Source organism: Romboutsia faecis, from assembly GCF_014323405.1.
GTDB classification, from domain to species: domain Bacteria; phylum Bacillota; class Clostridia; order Peptostreptococcales; family Peptostreptococcaceae; genus Romboutsia_E; species Romboutsia_E faecis.
Genome location: NZ_JACRWE010000004.1, coordinates 91,591 through 109,445, shown reverse-complemented (window position 1 = coordinate 109,445; position 17,855 = coordinate 91,591). Strand labels below are relative to the sequence as shown.

Below are 17,855 nucleotides of genomic sequence, written 5' to 3'. Positions count from 1 at the left end.
TTTTCACCTATAATTTATACTTATACATGTTATTAAATATCTTATTATATATTATTAAGAGAACAAAACTTATTACAGATAATATCGTATTTATAACCATAGCAAAAGATCTCTTACTCAAGTCTGAACTTATATAGTTAACATATGCATATACCGATAGTACTTTTGGTGTGCTTGGTCCAATTAAAAATGGAACCTCATATGATCCGAATGCAAATGAAAACAATATTATAAAAGATGATATTATTGATGGCATTGCTAATGGTAAAACTACATATATAAAACTTTGAATCTTACTTGCCCCTAAATTTAAAGCTACTATCTCTAGTTTTTCACTTACTTTTCTAAGTATATTATAAGCTGTAAGCACAACATAAGGTATTCCTTTCCATAAATATACTAATATTATCCCAATTCCCTTTTTATCTAAAATTAGATTTATAAAATCTGATGAATCGTTTATTATTCCTAGTTTATAAAATATTCTAGATATAATTCCTGTTTGCGAAAATATAAATATAGTCAATATTACTACTATTATATGTGGAATTATTATAGGCAAATTTAATATATATATCCTCAACTTCGAATATTTACTTTGACAAAGTAAATATGCTAATACTACACCTATAAATACTGATATGAACGCAGATATTAATGAAGTTTTCATGCTAAAGAGAAGAGATTTTAAGAAAGTTGCCTCTCCTAAAATCTCTTTATAGTAATCTAAAGTCACATTGTTCATACCTATTTGTGGAAAATAACCTAAGCTTTGTGTTATACAATTACTTATCCCTACTATCATAACTGTTCCTAATAAAATAGCTACAGGAGCAATTAATAAGTATGGCTTTAGGTTTTTATTCACTCTCTAGCACCTCTTCAGTCCATATTTCTTCGATTATAGGAACCATACCCGCGCTTAATTCTGGTACTGAATTTTTTATTGTTATACTATCTGAACTAAACTTTGATCGATCTTTAGCGGGTACCTTATCCATATCTAAAACTGTAGTATCTCCCCAATTTTCAGTGAAAGTTTTTGATGCTTGAGCATCTATACTCATTAAAAAATCTATTAATACCATAGCTCCAGCTTGATTCTGTGAATTAAATGGTATAGTCAAGAAGTGAGTATTACTTATATTACCATTTTTAAATTCTATTATTTCTGTATCCTTACTAAGTTCTCCACTTTCCATTCTTCCTTTTAATGAATTTGGAGAATAAGTCATTGTAAAGTAAACTTCATTATCTGAGTACATATTATCTAACTGAGATGTTGTTGATGGATATGTTTTTCCTTCATTCCATAAGTATGGTTTTATCTCATTTAAATAATCCATTGCTGGCTGTATAGCTTTTCTTACTTCTTCTTTATCTTCTGGTAAATTTGCCACATTCTCATAACCTACTATATCGTATATCACATTTCTTACAAATGCACTACCAGTAAAGTCAGGTAATGCTGGATATGTAAACTTGCCTGGATTAGCCATTATTACTTCTCTTAGAGACTTTGTATCATTTATTATTTGTGATACTTTATCTGAATTAACTGCAATAGTAAATTGAGCTTTTCCCCAAGGAGCTTCTAATCCTTCAACTTCTGTACCAAAATCTACAGTTACATCTTCAGATGCAGTATTTACATAATCATTAAAGTTTGGAAGCTTCCCTACAAATGAACCTAATAATAAATTGCTATCTTTTGCAGTTTTAAAGTTTTCTCCATTTATCCAAACTACATCTATAGAACCTTTTTCATTATTAGCTTGCTTATCTGATAATAATTGGTTTAATATTTCATCTATATTCATACCTACCCTTTTTACTGTTATATCATATTTTTCTTTCATTTGGTCTACTACATATGTATCAAACCACTTGTTCATTACTTCATTACCACCATATCCATAGAAGTTTACAGTAGTTCCTTTTGCTTTTTCTAAAACTTCATCATAATTACTTTCTAACACAGTTACATTATTAGCTATTTCCGCTTTTTTAGAGCATCCTACTAAAGCAACTGATATTGTTAGCATTATACATAGCATACTTAATAATTTCTTCTTCATAACACTTCTCCTAATCTAATATTTTTTTTGCTTCAAAAAATCTTTGTCCTGCTGTAAATAAAACTAATATCGAAAATATATTTGTTATTATTCCTAAATATTGTGGTAATAAAATCATTAGTGAAAACAATATAAATCCTTCACTTCTTTCTGCAACTCCTGCTTGATAGTAAAATGACTTCATACCTTTTTTCTCTGTACATGCTCCAACTGTTAAAAATATAGTCATAGACATTAGTATAGATATTGCAAGTACTAATAAATTAAATCTAACATCTATAAATTTTATTCCAAATACAATTATCATTCCTACTTCAACTATTCTATCTGAAACTATATCTAATAAAGTTCCAAAAGATGATGTTGAATTACTTCCTCTTGCCATTGCTCCGTCTACCGCATCTAAGTACCCAGAAAGCCATAGGACTACAACTGCAATTATCCTCATATCAAAATATAATAATAACGAAGTAGATATTCCTACTAATAGAGCTATTATAGTAACTTGATTAGGCTTTAGTCTTAAATTCAAAAATAATTTTGCTCCCAATTCAATGATCGGATTAATATATTTTCTTGCATGTGTATCTAGCATTATTTCCTCCTCTTTTAATTTATGTCATTTTTAATTTCTCTTGATATAAACTTATTTTTTAAAAATATAGATGCTATAAATAAAAGAATTAATAGGGCTATAGATATATAGAATCTATTACTCCCAACATTAACAGATTGAGCTCCTAAATTAGTAAAGACTAATATTCCTGGTATAGTCCCAAATAATGTTGCTAATAAGAAATCCTTATATTTAACTGATGTAAGTCCTGCTCCATAACTTATTACATCAAATGGAAATAGTGGAATCAATCTTAATAAAAATATTATTATAAATCCTCGATTATTAATCATTGCTTCTACCTTGTCCAATTTTTCTTTGGTAAGTTTTTTCACCATTTCTCTTCCCCAATATCTAGATATATAAAAAGATATAGTTCCTCCAATTAATGCACCTATTGTTGTATATATATATCCTTTAAATAATCCAAATATAAGACCTCCTGCTATTGCTAGAACCGAGTCTGGAAATAAAGTCAGTGGTACTAATGAAAACATTAGAATATATACTAATGCTCCAATCTTATCAAACCCTATTACATAGTTTTTAATATCCTCTACACTCAACTTTAAGCTATATACCTTATAAATAACTACTAATACGATAGATAAAAATAAAATACCTAAAGCTATCTTTAACATTTTTTGATTATCTTTTCTCACAATAAATATCTCCATTAAAATTTATTATTTTTTCCTTTTTGAACCGTTTTATATCTCATTTTCCATTTGTGAATCACAGAAGTTTTGGTTTGAGTAAAGTTTTTCTTGTTTATTACATCATCATTAAAAATTAAATCTAATATATGTAATGAGTTTTTTCCAGCAAACATCATAGATTCACAACAAGATTGACAATAAGATACTACTGTATCACTTTTAGCCTCACTGGCTCTCTTTTTAGTCTGCTTTATTGAAATTGCAGGATTAGTTACCCTTACCATAGCACCTGCTCCACAGCATTCACTTTTTTCTCTATTTTTATCAAACTCTACTACTTTAACACCTAAATCATTTAAAATACTTCTTACATTATTATGTATTTTACTCTCATATCTTATTGGACAAGGATCGTGAAGAGAAAATTCTTTCTCTATATTAACATAGTTATTTTTTAACTTATTAGGTATTTTGAACTCATTAATTACTGTCCATAATGAAGTTACCTTAACATCTTTACTGCTGTTTCTTATCGTATCAAAACAATTGGGACAAGCTACTATTATCTCTTCTATTTTATTTTCTTTGAACATGCTATCTAATTTAGAGTAATAACTTTTAAATTTTGTCTCATCTCCCATAGATAATGTAGGCTTTCCACAACACTCTATTGCTAATGAAATATTATCTATATTAGATTTTAAATAATCATAAGTTTTCATTACTATATCTGGACTATAACTTGAAAGGCTACATCCAGGTAAGAATATTTTTTTAGTATTATCACTTATATAACTCTTTGAAAATATTGGTGAGAAGCTATTTATTTGATGGAACTTAATTGTATTATACCCTAAGCTCTTTAAATCTTTAGAATTACTGCTCATTATATCTTGTCGTAAATTATAAAACATCTCCTTTAAATCTATATCTCTAGGACATCTTGATTCGCAAGCATTACATAACATACAAGAATATGGAATATTTTTATCTACATTTTTATGCTTAATTATCTCATTCATTAATTCTTTTGGAGAAGAACTATACTCTTTCATCATAGGACATATTTCAAAGCATAATTTACAATTTATACAGTCCTTATATTTTTCTCTCACTATTTCTAGGGTTTTATTATTAAGATTTATCTTATTCATATGTAATCACCACCACTTTATAAATGGGATGTCTTAAAATATTAATATTTCTAAACATCCCCTTAAAAATCTATTTCTTATTATTTTTTTCGTTCCAAACCATTTTTATTACATATATAAGTATACTTAGGGCAAATAATGTAAGTAGTCCTGTCATCATTAGCTTAGCTCCACCTGTTAACATTCCACCAACATATGAGTAAACTATAGTTGCTGGTAATTGACCTATACCTGTAGCTATAAAGAATGATATAAAACTCATAGATGTTAGACCTGCTGCATAACTTACTAAATCAAAGGACATAAATGGCAATAATCTTGCTATTAAAATAGTATGTTTGCCGTATTTTTGAAAAAAATCGTCTACACTATTAAGTGCAAATTTACTTGTAAGATTTTCTACTGTATTTCTACCTAAAAATTTAGCTATATAAAAACACAATGCTGCTCCTGCCATAGCACTTGACCATGATAGTATCGCTCCTTTTACCCATCCAAATAATGCTGCATTTGCAAAGGTTATAACAAAAGCTGGTAGTGGTGCTGCTATTGATTGAAGTATCATAAGTAAGAATGATATTATCGGAGCCCACACTCCAAACGATAACACATATTGCTTCAAACCTTCCATATCAAGGGCTACTAAATAAGAAGTCATTTTGTTTATTACACTATTTACTTGAGGAATAAATAAATAAATTATAATTAGTGCTACTAAAATTCCTAAAGTAATCCAAAATGTTTTGTTTAGACTATTTCTTTTGTTTTCTTTTATATTACTGATATTAATCAACCCTCTCTATTATTAAATAAAGGAGATATATAAAATATTTTATTTATATAGCCCCTTTTAATTTAGATTATTTAACTAATTTAAATTCATATTCTTTTACTCCATCTACTGTATTAGAAACATCCTTATATCCACCATTTTCTAATATTTCTGCAACTTGAGCACTCCTTCTTCCTACTGAACAATAAATTAGTATTTCTTTATCTTTATAGTCTTTAAGTTCATCAATTCTTGATTCAACCTCATCTATTGGTATATTTATAGAATTTTCTATATGTCCCTTATTGTAATCTTTAGTATCTCTTACGTCTAATATAACTGTATCTTTATTTTTTCCTACTAATTGCTCAAGTTCACTACCTGTTATATTGTTGTACTTAACTGTTTTATAGTCAAATTCATCCATTCCATCTTCTGCATTATATACCTTAGTAAAACCTTTGTCTGATAACATTTTAGCTGCTTTACCACTTTTGTTCCCTGTATTACATATTAATATTATAGTTTGATCTTTATATCCATCTAAATCATTGATTTTATCTTCAAACTCATCAAATGGTATATTTATAGCATTTGCTAAATGTCCTTTCGCATATGCATCCGAACTCCTAACATCTATAACTAATGTTTTTTCATTTTCTTCAACTAAATTTATAGTTTTAGTTGAGTCTACATCGCTATAAGATTCTTCCACATTATTAGATGAACATCCAACAATACTACTTAATGTTAATACTAATAATACACCTATTGATAAAACTTTTACTTTTTTGTTTGATTTCATTTTTACTCCTCCGATTATTTTATTTACACACAGACCCATTAAGCCATGTTAAATTATATCAAATAACCTTTTTAAGTAAAGTTATATAGAAATATACAATATATTCATGATAGTTATAGATTTAATCTATAGTTAGTAATTAGTTTTTTTTATATAAAATATAAAGGCTACCTTTGAAGTAAATCTTACTCTAAGGTAGCCTTTATATTTTAGAAAGATATCAATTTATTTTTGTATAACTAATTCTTTTTCATTTACTAATGTTCTAACTGTTCCTATCATATATAAAGAACCTGCACTAATTATGACATCATCTTCTTTTGCATTATCTAAAGTATATTTAACTGCATCTTCGATGTTTTCGATTGCTGTTACATCTTCAACATACTTAGATATTTTATTTTTTAATTCTTCACAGCTTATAGCTCTATTATTATCCGGAGTTGTTGTTATTACCTTATTAAATCTAGGCATTAATATTTCTAAAACACTATCTATATCCTTATCTGCTAACATTCCGATTAATATAGTTAATTTCTTATTTGGAAAGTTTTTTTCTAGAGCATTTGCCAAAGATTTTGCTCCATCCTCATTGTGAGCCCCATCTATTATAAACATTGGTTTTTCTTTTATTTTTTCTATTCTCCCTGGCCATTTAGTATTTAAAAGACCCTTTTCTATAGATTCTTTACTGACTTCAACATTTTTATTATCTCTTAAGTATTTAATTACGTTTAATGCTACTATTGAGTTATTTATTTGATGATCACCTATTAGTTTTATTTCTAAGTTATCGAATTTCTCACCCATAACTATACAGTCATATACTTGTGAATAAATATCAGATTTTTTAACTTCTATATCATTAAAGTTTACTTCTATATACTCTGCATTCTTTTCATTACAAACTTCCTTGATAACATCTTCAGCTTCTTTAACTTGCTTATATACTATTGCTGCTCCATTTTCTTTTATTATTCCCGCCTTCTCATAAGCTATTTTCCCTATTGTGTCTCCAAGTACTCCTATATGATCTAAACTTATAGACACTAATACACTTACTAATGGATTTTTTATAACATTTGTTGAATCAAATCTCCCACCTAATCCAACTTCTAATACTACATAATCCATTTTTTGCTCATTGTAATAGTAAAATGCCATAGCTGTTACTATCTCAAATTCTGTAGGAGCAGAATAACCTTCATTAACCATCACTTCTATCTTATCTTTTATTAGAGTTATTATTCTTGCTACATCTTCTTTAGGTATATTTTTTCCATTTACTCTTATCCTTTCTGTAAAAGTCTCTAAGTATGGAGATGTATATAATCCTACTTTATATCCTTCTTCTTTTAATATATTTGCTACAAATGAGCAAACTGATCCTTTTCCATTTGTTCCTGCCACATGAACTACTTTTAAGTTTTCCTGAGGATTACCTAAAAGTTCTAATAATTTTCCTGTACTGTCTAAACCTAATCTAATTCCAAATTTATGTGTATCTGCTATATATTTTAGTGACTCTTGGTAGTTCATTTTTTCTCCCCCTTGTGATAGTTAAATTTTGAATAAATAAATCATTTATATATTTGCTAAAACTTGTTGTTTCTAATTTATATAATCTTGTAATTTCTAAGTTAATTATAGTATATTTCGATGCAAATTATAACTCTTCCTATATATAAAAAATATTACTATAATTTTTATATCATAGTAATGTTTTTTTAGTACGTTTATATTTACAATATTCTTCGAATTCTTCTATAGTGTTGATGTTGCTAAATACTTCATCATATTTTTTGTCAAAATCTATATATTTTGTATTAACTCTATCCAGTAAGTTCCTTATTTTATAATCTGAGTTTTTAATATTTTCTTTTACTATATCTTTTATTCTTGTTTGGTATACCCCCAGTAATGGATGTACTCTTCCATTTATTCTTGGTATTATGCAATCATATTCAAAATCAAAATTATTATATAACTTATATACTATTTCTCTACTTATATTTGGAACATCGCAGGTACACAAAAATAATATTTCACTGTCAATATTATTCATCGCAGTATATATTCCACCGATAGGACCTATTTCATCAATTTCATCTATAATGACTTTATTATTTAAATTTGCTAAGTCTTGATTTTTATTTGCAGATATTACAATATAATCAAAACAATTTAGTTCTTCTATTATATAATCAATAAACCTCTTTTGTCCTATTTTTAAATTATACTTATCTTTATACCCCATCCTACTAGATTTTCCACCAATTAATATTACTACACTTGATTTTTTTAATAACTCTTCTATTGTTATTCCCCTTAGCATAATTTATTCTATACCCTTTCTTTATATTTACAGATATATACTAGTGACATTGCTATTAAGTTTATATTATTAAATCATTATAACAAAGTTTAATGGATAGTTACTATTACCTTTATTTATTATCATATTATTTTATATAATTTTAAAATATTGAAGTTTATTTTCCGATATTATATATTTGCATAAAAACGGAAAATGGTTTTACAAACTCAAAAAAATGTTTTATTATTTTCTCAAAGACATCTTTAATATTAATTATGACTATCTTGGATATAATAAATTTTAAGAGGTGATTTTATATGACTAATGAAAATAATATAGCTTTTAACTTGCCTAAAGACTTGAAAATTCAATTAGATATCTTAGCAACAGAAAATCATATGACAGTAGACAACCTAATAATACACATCCTAAACAACTATGTCGAAAATGAATTCGCTGATCCTGACAATATTATAGAGTAATTAACTTAACTAATTTCTTAATAAAATTAAAAATAATATATTTGGTGAATGTAATTCCCAATTGAAAGTAGTGAATTATGAAATAGCCAGTACATTTGCAGCTTCTTTTCAGTTGCTTGTACTGGCTATTCATATTAATTCCTAAGTGATAAAATTACATCAGCATAAGGTATTATCTATTTCATTTTTAATTCAAGATTCTCAAGTCTTTCTACTACAGACTTCATCATTTCTTCGAATTTTTCTTTCTTAGCTTTTTCTGCATTTATTAGTGCTTCTGGAGCTTTTGCAACGAACCCTTCATTAGAAAGTTTTCCATTAACTCTTTTTATTTCACTTTCTAACTTAGATTTTTCTTTGCTTAATCTTTCAATTTCTTTTGCAAAATCAACTAATTCATCAAGTGGTATGAATATCTTAACACCGTCTATAACAACACTTACAGCATCTTCAGGTATATTAGTTTCATCAGCTACTATTTCAACTTCAGATGCAGATGCTAATGTTACAAAGTAGTCTTTACCAGATTCCATTGCTTCTTTCTTTTCTTCAGTTGGGACTATTATAACTTTAGCTTTCTTTGATGGCGGAACATTCATTTCTGATCTTACATTTCTTATATTTCTTATTCCATCCATTGTTAAATTCATCATTTCTTCTTCTTTAGCCATATTATCAGCTTCAGTGTAATGAGGCCACTGAGCTATGACTATACTTCCTTCTACTGTTGGAAGATGAGTATATATTTCCTCTGTTATAAATGGCATATATGGGTGTAATAGTTTTAATATTTTTTCTAATACGTAAGTTAATGTGTATAAAGCAGTTTGTTTAGCTTCTTTATCTTCACTGTATAATCTTGGTTTAACTATTTCTATATACCAGTCACAGTATTCTGACCAAGCGAAGTCATATATTTTTTGAGCTGCTATACCTAGGTCAAACTTATCCATGTTATCAGAAACCTCTTTAACAACATTGTTTGCTCTTGATATTATCCATTTATCAGCTAAAGTTAAGTTAGCTTCAACAGACTCTCTAGTTACACCTTTCATTATTTCTGTGTCTATATTCATGAATACAAATCTTGACGCATTCCATAATTTATTTGCAAAGTTTCTTGCAGCTTCTACTCTTTCCATGTAGAACCTCATATCATTTCCTGGGGAATTTCCTGTTGCTAACATGAATCTTAGAGCATCAGCACCATATTGGTCGATTACTTCTAATGGATCTATACCATTACCTAAAGACTTACTCATTTTTCTTCCTTGAGAGTCCCTTACAAGTCCATGTATTAATACATGTTCAAATGGTTTTTCATTCATACAGAACATTCCTGCAAATGCCATTCTTACTACCCAGAAGAATATTATATCATATCCAGTTACAAGTACACTTGTTGGATAATAGTAGTTTAATTCTTCTGTATTGTTTGGCCAACCTAATGTTGAGAAAGGCCATAATGCTGAAGAGAACCAAGTATCTAATACATCCTCATCTTGCTTGAAGTTGTTACATCCACACTTACAAGCATCTGGCATAGACTTAGCAACTATTACCTCACCACAATCTTGGCAGTAATAAGCAGGTATTTGATGCCCCCACCATAACTGTCTAGATATACACCAGTCTCTTATATTTTCTAACCATTGTAAGTAAGTTTTATCAAACTTATCTGGAACGAATTTTAATTCTTGTTTCTTAAGTATGTCTATTGCAGGTTTTGCAAGTTCATCCATCTTAACAAACCATTGATCTGATAATCTTGGTTCTATTACTGTATGACATCTATAACAAGATCCTACATTGTGATTATGATCTTTTATAGCTATTAGATATCCAGCTTCATCTAAGTCAGCTATAAGTTGTTTTCTACACTCATATCTATCCATACCTTCGTACTTACCAGCTAATTTGTTCATTGTTCCATCTTCATTCATTACGTTTATTTGCTCTAAGTTATGTCTTTGACCAACTTCATAGTCATTAGGGTCATGAGCTGGAGTCATCTTAACTGCACCAGTACCGAACTCTAAATCAACATAATCATCAGCAACTATTATAAGTTCTCTTCCTATTAATGGAAGTATTGCATGCTTTCCTACTAAGTGCTTGTATCTTTCATCTTCTGGATTTACAGCTATACCAGTATCTCCTAACATTGTTTCTGGTCTAGTTGTAGCTATTTCTAAGAATTCATCGCTACCTGCTATTGGATATTTTATGTGATAGAATTTACCTTCGTATTCTTCATGTTCAACTTCTGCATCAGATAAAGTTGTTTTACAATCTGGACACCAGTTTATTATTCTATTTCCTCTGTATATTTGACCTTTTTCATAAAGTTTCACAAAGAACTCAGTAACAGCTTCGTTACATCCTTCATCCATTGTAAATCTTTCTCTATCCCAGTCACAAGAGTCTCCTAATTGTTTCATTTGGTCTACTATTTTTCTACCAAATTCATTTCTCCAATCCATAGCTCTGTTTAGGAATTCTTCTCTTCCTAATTCATACTTAGTTTTTCCTTCTTGTTCTCTTATTCTTTCAACAACTTTAACTTCTGTTGCTATAGAAGCATGGTCAGTTCCAGGTTGCCATAGAGCTTCGTATCCGTCCATACGCTTCCATCTTATAAGTATATCTTGTAATGTATGGTCAAGAGCATGTCCCATGTGTAATTGCCCAGTTATATTAGGCGGCGGAAGCATTATTGTAAATGGCTTTTTATTTGGATTTGGCTTAGATTTAAAGTATCCTTTTTCTACCCACTCTGAATATAATCTTGATTCAAAGTCTTTAGGATTATACGTTTTTGATAAATTAGTATTTTCCATTGATATTTCCTCCTGCTTATTAATTAGTCTTATTTTTATAATAAAAAAGAGCTTTTAGTCCTCATAATAAGGACGAAAAGCTCGCGTTACCACCTTAATTCTAAGATTTAAATTCAAAATTGTATGGTTTATTGTACTGTTGCAACATTATAAATACAAAAAATTTTCCTCTTAGCTCTCAATAAATTTTAACGATTTTCACCGTCTAAGTCTACTATTAATTCAACCTAGAAACTCCGAAGCTACCTTCTGTAAACCTATACTTAGAAAACCTTTCAGCCTATGAGTTTTCTTCTCTATTAGCAGTATTTACATAATCCTCTTCTTCACTGTATTTTTTTATATTATTGTATTTATTAATTATATCCAATTTCCTTTATTATTGTCAATTATTAATAATAATATAAGTTATTTTAGCTATTCGTATTGCCTATCCAGAAATTTTTTGGAGATATACTTTCTGTTATAGGAAGTATTGTATATCCTCTTTCCTTTAAAATTTTTATAGTATCATTTAATGCATTTACAGTTTGTTCTTTTTCGTGCATTAATATTACTATTTCTTCTCTTTCTCTCCCGTAATATAATATATTACTTACAATTTGGTCCGTTGATGATTTCCAATCTTGGGTATCTAAGGTCCAATCCCATATCAAGTAATCATTTTTAATTAAGCTATCATAATTTTCTTGTGGTGTATATGGTTTGCTTCCATATGGTAGTCTTATTAGCTTCGAATTTTTTCCACATATGTCATATAGCGTTTTATTACAGGTTTCAAATTCCTCTAATGAAGATGTTTCTGTTTTATACAATTCCTTTATATCATGACTTACACCATGAAATCCAACACCATGACCTTCTTTTATCATTCTATTAACTTCTTCTTTGTGCAATATCATATTATTATTTAACATAAAGAATGTTCCTTTTACATTGTTACTATCTAATATATCTAATATTTGGCTTGTATATTTTGAAGGACCATCATCTATTGTTATATATGCTATTTTTTCTGGCTTTGTATCTGATCCTTTACTTGTTTCATTAAATGTGTTTTTTTTAATATCATTTATACTTTTATCAATATTAATATTTTTATTTATTGTCTTGCTACTTTGATTATAAGATACTCCTATACATACTATAATTGCTATTAAAAATATACCTATTAACATCTTTAATACTTTTTTCTTTTCCCCCATTATTATAATCTCCTCTTAATAAAGATTAATTTTAGTTAATTTTCTATATTCCTATTGAAAATTTGTTGGATTTTATCTTGATTTGTGTCCCCTAAATCTTCGATTTTTTTTATACCTATTTCTAGTAAAAATTGTGCAACATTTAGGTTATCAAACGGAGTTTCTAATTTTGATTCTTGTAGGTACTTGTCCATATATTTTTCGCCTTCATCTAGTGGTATTAGTTTTTTAGGACCTCCTATGCATCCACCCTTACAACCCATACCTTCTATAAATGTCACATCAATTTCTTTATTAATTAATTTTTCAAGGCCTTCCATACACTCTTTAGGCCCTTGAAATGCTATGGGATTAAACTTTATATATTCATCAATTTCTTTTAAAACCATTTCTATTGATTTACTAACACCTCCTGATTTTGCATATACTCTCCCACAGTAAGAGGACTCTAATCTGTTGTCTTCCTTTATATGTAGAAAATTTACATTCAGAGCTTTAAATATTTCATCTAATTCTTGGAATGTAAGCACAAAATCTACATCTCCTTTTAAGTCTTCAGATATTGCTTCTTTCTTTTTTGCAATACAAGGACCTATAAAAACAACTTTTGCTTCTGGATTTAAAACTTTAATTATCCTTGCACATGCAATCATAGGCGATACAGAAGAAGATATATTCCCAACAATTTCAGGAAATTTACTTTTTATTAAACTCACCCATACAGGGCAACAACAGCTAGTTATAAAGTAATCCTTATTATTATTTTTCATATGCTCATAGTAATGATACGCCTCTATTATTGTGAGAATATCTGCTGCAAGTGCTACTTCTATCATATCTTTAAAACCAATACTCTTAAGTGCCCCTCTTAATATTCCCGAACTGATATCTTCACCAAATTGTCCAGTAAATGCAGGTGCCAAAATTGCATATACTGGATGTTTCTTATTTTTTAATATATTTATAATTGGAATAAATTCAATTTTATCTGATATAGCACCTAGCTTACATTTAGAAATACATTCTCCACAAGCACTGCATGTATTTTGTTTATTACAATTTATATGCTTGTTCTTAATCAAACATTCATATTTAGTATTATCACAATATTTACATGCATCATCTATAATAGAGATTATCGGCATCTCTACTTTATCTAAATTTATTGATTCATAAATCATGTCTTTTAATCTAATATTTTCAATACTTTCTAATGGATTAAGGCCTAAAATTACTCTTATCAAATTTATGATTGTATCTTCATCTATTTCCTGATTACTTTCACTTTTTACATGTTCTAATATATTTTTAGGAATATCATCTATATTATCCAGATTCTCATTCCATACTAACTTTATTAATTCTCTAAAAATTATTGTTTTATATTTATTTAAAATTTGAGTTTCTAAACAGATAGGTTTCATACAGTACCTCCTTTAGTTGACTTATATATCTAATATTTGTAGAGGTACTGCATTTTATTTATGAGTTGTTATTTGAAATTATTTAAAGAATTCAATTGATCTATTTTTTCTATTATTTTTTCTAAATGAAAATTAAATACGGGGCTTTTTGTATCGTCAATCTCCCAATCAAAATCCTCACCCCTATAGAATTTCTTAAGTACTTTATAGTTTTTCTTATTAAGATATAATTTCTTTTCTAATAGTTCTATAGATTTCATATGAAAATATATTTGCTCACATACTCCGATTGATTCTTCTAGTTGATCTGTATTTATATTATTTTTAGTAAAATCTAATTCATCTAAGAATTTTGAATATACACTTTCTAGTTTATTAAATGCTAAACCATATTTTTCTATATCAAAATGTTCATTGTTTATTATTCTTAATTTTATAAACTCTTTTGATAACTTTTCCATCTTTATAAATTCATTCATTGTATTTTCAAAATAATCTGGCCTTGCAAATAAACAGTTTACTGCTACACCAAAAACTACTCCCATGGATGTATCTATAACTCTATGTATAGCATAATATGCTGGATCTATTGTTCCTATATTACCTAAATGTATAGCTGAAAATGTTACTAAAGATACTACAAGTCCCGGGCTCTTTAAAGCAGTGCATCCATATATAACTGCCATTACACCTAGACCACATAAAATAGGATCTCCAGGCTTAATAAGAACTGTTAAATATCCAATCAATCCACCTAACATAGTTCCTTTTACCCTGCCTAGACCTGCTTTTACAGACCCCTTAACTGTTCCTTGCACTGATATTGCACATGCTACTACTGCAAAAAATAAATTTTCAATAATGTATTGTCCTAAAATACAGCAAAGCATAACTGCTATACCACTTTTTATATTTCTCATGCCCAACTTAAACTTCAATGATAAAACCTCCTGATATAACTATGGTTATTTATATTTTTTACCTATATAGTATAATCCATAAAAAAAAATTATGGTAGCCACTAAACAATATTCCATTTTATTCTACTGTACTTTTTAGTAAAATACTTAATAAACTAAAAGCATGTAACTGTTCTACATGCTTTCGTTTCTAAAATCACTAATTATCAATATTTGTTAATTTATAAAATAGTTCTTTATATCTATTTTCTACTGATGCAAACTCTTCAAATTTAAATACTGGCTTACTTAGTAGGTCCTCTTTTTCTACATCTAATTCTACTCCTGTATAATGAATAAATTCATGATATAGTAAAGTATTATCAACTGAATCTATCATTTTTTGTTCTTCATCAGTTAATTTAGCTTCAAGATACTTTTCATAAATCTCATTTTGTAATGACATTTCTATTTCTAGATATTTATCTAAATATTTCTTTACTGGTCTAGTTATATCTGCAATATATGCTTCACTAGCATCATGTAGCAAACATGCTAAAACAACTTTATTACTATATCCTCTTTGTATCGCTTCTTCGCAACAGAAAATACTATGTTGTGCAACCGAATAAAATTCTGGAAAATGTCCATTTGCTCTACACATAAGTGATAACGCATGAGCAATATCATCTATTAAAATATCATCTTTATTAGGACACAGTGGTAAAAAATTCGCTTTTGAAAATGTAGTCATATAATCTGCCATATTTATTTCTCCTCTGAATTTATACTTTTGCATAAAAATACCAACTAACACATGTAAATTGATAGAGTTATTCCAATAAGGAAAACATATAATCAACTGATACGGAAGTTGGTAGAAACATTCAATCATTCTATGAACTTATATATGTTTTATGCGACTATATTCTAACATAATCTATTTTTATTGTAAATCAAATATAGTTACTATATGATTCCTTGACTAATCATAGCATCTGCTACTTTTAAGAATCCTGCTATATTGGCACCAACAACATAATTTCCTTCTGAACCATACTCTTTAGCAGCCTCCTTAGATGCATTAAATATCTTTACCATTATATTTTGTAATTTCTCATCTACTTCTTCAAATGACCAAGAAAGCCTCATGCTATTTTGAGACATTTCTAATGCTGAAGTAGCAACTCCACCTGCATTAGCAGCTTTTGCAGGTGCAACTAGTATATTATTTTGTAGTAAGTAATTTAAGGCTTCATTAGTACAAGGCATATTTGCACCTTCCCCTACAGCAATTGTACCATTTTCAACTAATAACTTAGCTTCTTCTATACTTATATCATTTTGAGTTGCACAAGGTAAAGCAATATCACACTTTAATGACCAAATTCCTTTTTGTCCCTCAAAATATTTAGCATTAGGTTTTCTCTGTGCATATTCTTTAATTCTTTTTCTTTGTAATTCTTTTATTTCTTTAACTAAATCTATATCTATTCCATCTTCATCAACTATGTATCCATCTGAGTCGCACATAGCAATTACATGTGCACCTAATTGTTCAGCTTTTTGAGCTGCATATATTGCAACATTTCCAGCACCTGATATAACAACTCTTTTTCCACCTAAATTATGGCCATGAGCTTTTAGCATTTCATTAACAAAATATATAAGACCATATCCAGTAGCTTCTGTTCTTACTAATGAACCACCATAATGTAATCCTTTGCCAGTTAATACTCCTGGTTCATTAGCATTTCTTAGTTTCTTATATTGTCCAAATAAAAATCCTATCTCTCTTCCTCCAACACCTATGTCACCAGCTGGTACATCTATATCTGGACCTATATGTCTATATAATTCTGACATAAAACTTTGACAGAATCTCATTATTTCTCTATCAGATTTCCCCTTAGGATCAAAATCTGATCCTCCTTTTCCTCCTCCTATAGGCAGTCCTGTTAATGAATTTTTAAAGATTTGCTCAAATCCTAAAAATTTAACTATACTTGCATTAACTGATGGATGGAATCTTAGTCCTCCTTTATATGGTCCAATTGAACTATTAAATTGTACTCTAAAACCTCTATTTACTTGAACATCTCCTTCATCATCAATCCAAGGAACTCTAAATATTATTTGTCTTTCTGGCTCTACTAGTCTTTCTAATATACTTTCTTTTATATATTCTGGATGCTTAACTAATACTGGCTCTAAAGAATGTAAAACTTCTTCAACAGCTTGATGAAATTCTTCATCTCCTTTATTTCTATGCTTAACATCACTTATTATCTTATTTATACATTGAGTAGCATTAACTTCATTTATTTCCTCTTCCACTGTTTGTCCTAAACCTTCTTTTAATTGTATACTCATTACCTACACCCCTAATTATTTATTTTCTAACCCTTTTATATTGTATACTTTAGATAACTCTTTTCCAATACTTAAAGCTTAATTCCTTAATAATTTTTTTAATTTTCTGTAAAATCCTTTTTACTTTACTTCATTTCTTATTTTAACTTAAATTTTTAATTTTTTATCGTTAACCTAGAATAATTTAGTTAGTTTGATAATAAAAAATATAAGTCTAAATATAAAAATACC

At 28.2% G+C, this 17,855-nt stretch carries 16 protein-coding genes, 1 riboswitch and 1 other annotated feature; of the genes, 1 reads left to right on the top strand and 15 read right to left on the bottom strand.

Features of this window, described 5'->3' with window-relative positions; translation table 11 throughout:
- Positions 1–7: 7 nt before the first annotated feature.
- From H8923_RS09725 to mobA, 9 genes are all read right to left on the bottom strand, one after another.
- Positions 8–868: an ABC transporter permease gene (locus H8923_RS09725; protein WP_187127907.1), complete on the bottom strand. Its 861-nt coding sequence runs from the start codon at positions 866–868 to the stop codon at positions 8–10.
- Positions 861–2,078 (bottom strand): ABC transporter substrate-binding protein, encoded by a 1,218-nt coding sequence (locus tag H8923_RS09720; protein ID WP_153972227.1) that lies wholly within the window; start codon positions 2,076–2,078, stop codon positions 861–863. Before H8923_RS09720 ends, H8923_RS09725 begins: the two co-directional genes overlap by 8 nt.
- Before the next feature lie 10 nt (positions 2,079–2,088).
- Entirely contained in the window at positions 2,089–2,673 is a 585-nt protein-coding gene (locus H8923_RS09715; RefSeq protein WP_153972228.1) for a CDP-alcohol phosphatidyltransferase family protein, read from the bottom strand.
- Positions 2,674–2,687: 14 nt separating this feature from the next.
- Positions 2,688–3,356 (bottom strand): TVP38/TMEM64 family protein, encoded by a 669-nt coding sequence (locus H8923_RS09710; protein WP_317982865.1) that lies wholly within the window; start codon positions 3,354–3,356, stop codon positions 2,688–2,690.
- Positions 3,357–3,370: 14 nt separating this feature from the next.
- The gene (locus H8923_RS09705; RefSeq protein ID WP_153972229.1) at positions 3,371–4,507 is read right to left on the bottom strand and encodes a (Fe-S)-binding protein; all 1,137 of its coding nucleotides are present in this window, start codon (positions 4,505–4,507) and stop codon (positions 3,371–3,373) included.
- A 70-nt stretch (positions 4,508–4,577) separates the two neighbouring features.
- Positions 4,578–5,300: a TVP38/TMEM64 family protein gene (locus H8923_RS09700; RefSeq protein ID WP_243139965.1), complete on the bottom strand. Its 723-nt coding sequence runs from the start codon at positions 5,298–5,300 to the stop codon at positions 4,578–4,580.
- Positions 5,301–5,367: 67 nt separating this feature from the next.
- Entirely contained in the window at positions 5,368–6,084 is a 717-nt protein-coding gene (locus H8923_RS09695; protein ID WP_172976739.1) for a rhodanese-like domain-containing protein, read from the bottom strand.
- A gap of 225 nt (positions 6,085–6,309) precedes the next feature.
- Positions 6,310–7,623 carry a bifunctional folylpolyglutamate synthase/dihydrofolate synthase gene (locus tag H8923_RS09690; protein WP_153972231.1) on the bottom strand — a complete coding sequence of 438 codons (1,314 nt, stop codon included), beginning with the start codon at positions 7,621–7,623 and terminating at the stop codon, positions 6,310–6,312.
- Between the two features lie 172 nt (positions 7,624–7,795).
- Positions 7,796–8,419 carry a molybdenum cofactor guanylyltransferase gene (gene mobA, locus H8923_RS09685; protein ID WP_153972232.1) on the bottom strand — a complete coding sequence of 208 codons (624 nt, stop codon included), beginning with the start codon at positions 8,417–8,419 and terminating at the stop codon, positions 7,796–7,798.
- A gap of 299 nt (positions 8,420–8,718) precedes the next feature.
- On the opposite strand from mobA, the gene H8923_RS09680 reads away from it, so the two are divergent.
- Positions 8,719–8,883: a hypothetical protein gene (locus H8923_RS09680; protein WP_153972233.1), complete on the top strand. Its 165-nt coding sequence runs from the start codon at positions 8,719–8,721 to the stop codon at positions 8,881–8,883.
- 176 nt (positions 8,884–9,059) lie between these two features.
- Here H8923_RS09680 and H8923_RS09675 read toward each other — a convergent pair whose 3' ends face one another.
- From H8923_RS09675 to gdhA, 6 genes are all read right to left on the bottom strand, one after another.
- On the bottom strand, positions 9,060–11,723 hold the full coding sequence (locus tag H8923_RS09675; protein ID WP_153972234.1) for a valine--tRNA ligase: 2,664 nt from the start codon (positions 11,721–11,723) through the stop codon (positions 9,060–9,062).
- A gap of 65 nt (positions 11,724–11,788) precedes the next feature.
- Positions 11,789–12,062 (bottom strand) — a binding site (T-box leader).
- 74 nt (positions 12,063–12,136) lie between these two features.
- Positions 12,137–12,928 carry a polysaccharide deacetylase family protein gene (locus tag H8923_RS09670; RefSeq protein ID WP_153972235.1) on the bottom strand — a complete coding sequence of 264 codons (792 nt, stop codon included), beginning with the start codon at positions 12,926–12,928 and terminating at the stop codon, positions 12,137–12,139.
- Positions 12,929–12,963: 35 nt separating this feature from the next.
- A complete protein-coding gene (locus H8923_RS09665) occupies positions 12,964–14,352 on the bottom strand; it encodes a [Fe-Fe] hydrogenase large subunit C-terminal domain-containing protein (RefSeq protein ID WP_153972236.1) in 1,389 nt (462 codons plus the stop codon).
- A 68-nt stretch (positions 14,353–14,420) separates the two neighbouring features.
- Positions 14,421–15,290: an FUSC family protein gene (locus tag H8923_RS09660; protein WP_153972237.1), complete on the bottom strand. Its 870-nt coding sequence runs from the start codon at positions 15,288–15,290 to the stop codon at positions 14,421–14,423.
- A 181-nt stretch (positions 15,291–15,471) separates the two neighbouring features.
- Positions 15,472–16,017 (bottom strand): HD domain-containing protein, encoded by a 546-nt coding sequence (locus H8923_RS09655; protein ID WP_153972238.1) that lies wholly within the window; start codon positions 16,015–16,017, stop codon positions 15,472–15,474.
- 69 nt (positions 16,018–16,086) lie between these two features.
- A riboswitch (purine riboswitch) is annotated at positions 16,087–16,183 on the bottom strand.
- A 37-nt stretch (positions 16,184–16,220) separates the two neighbouring features.
- The gene (gdhA, locus tag H8923_RS09650) at positions 16,221–17,624 is read right to left on the bottom strand and encodes an NADP-specific glutamate dehydrogenase (protein ID WP_153972239.1); all 1,404 of its coding nucleotides are present in this window, start codon (positions 17,622–17,624) and stop codon (positions 16,221–16,223) included.
- Positions 17,625–17,855 lie beyond the last annotated feature (231 nt).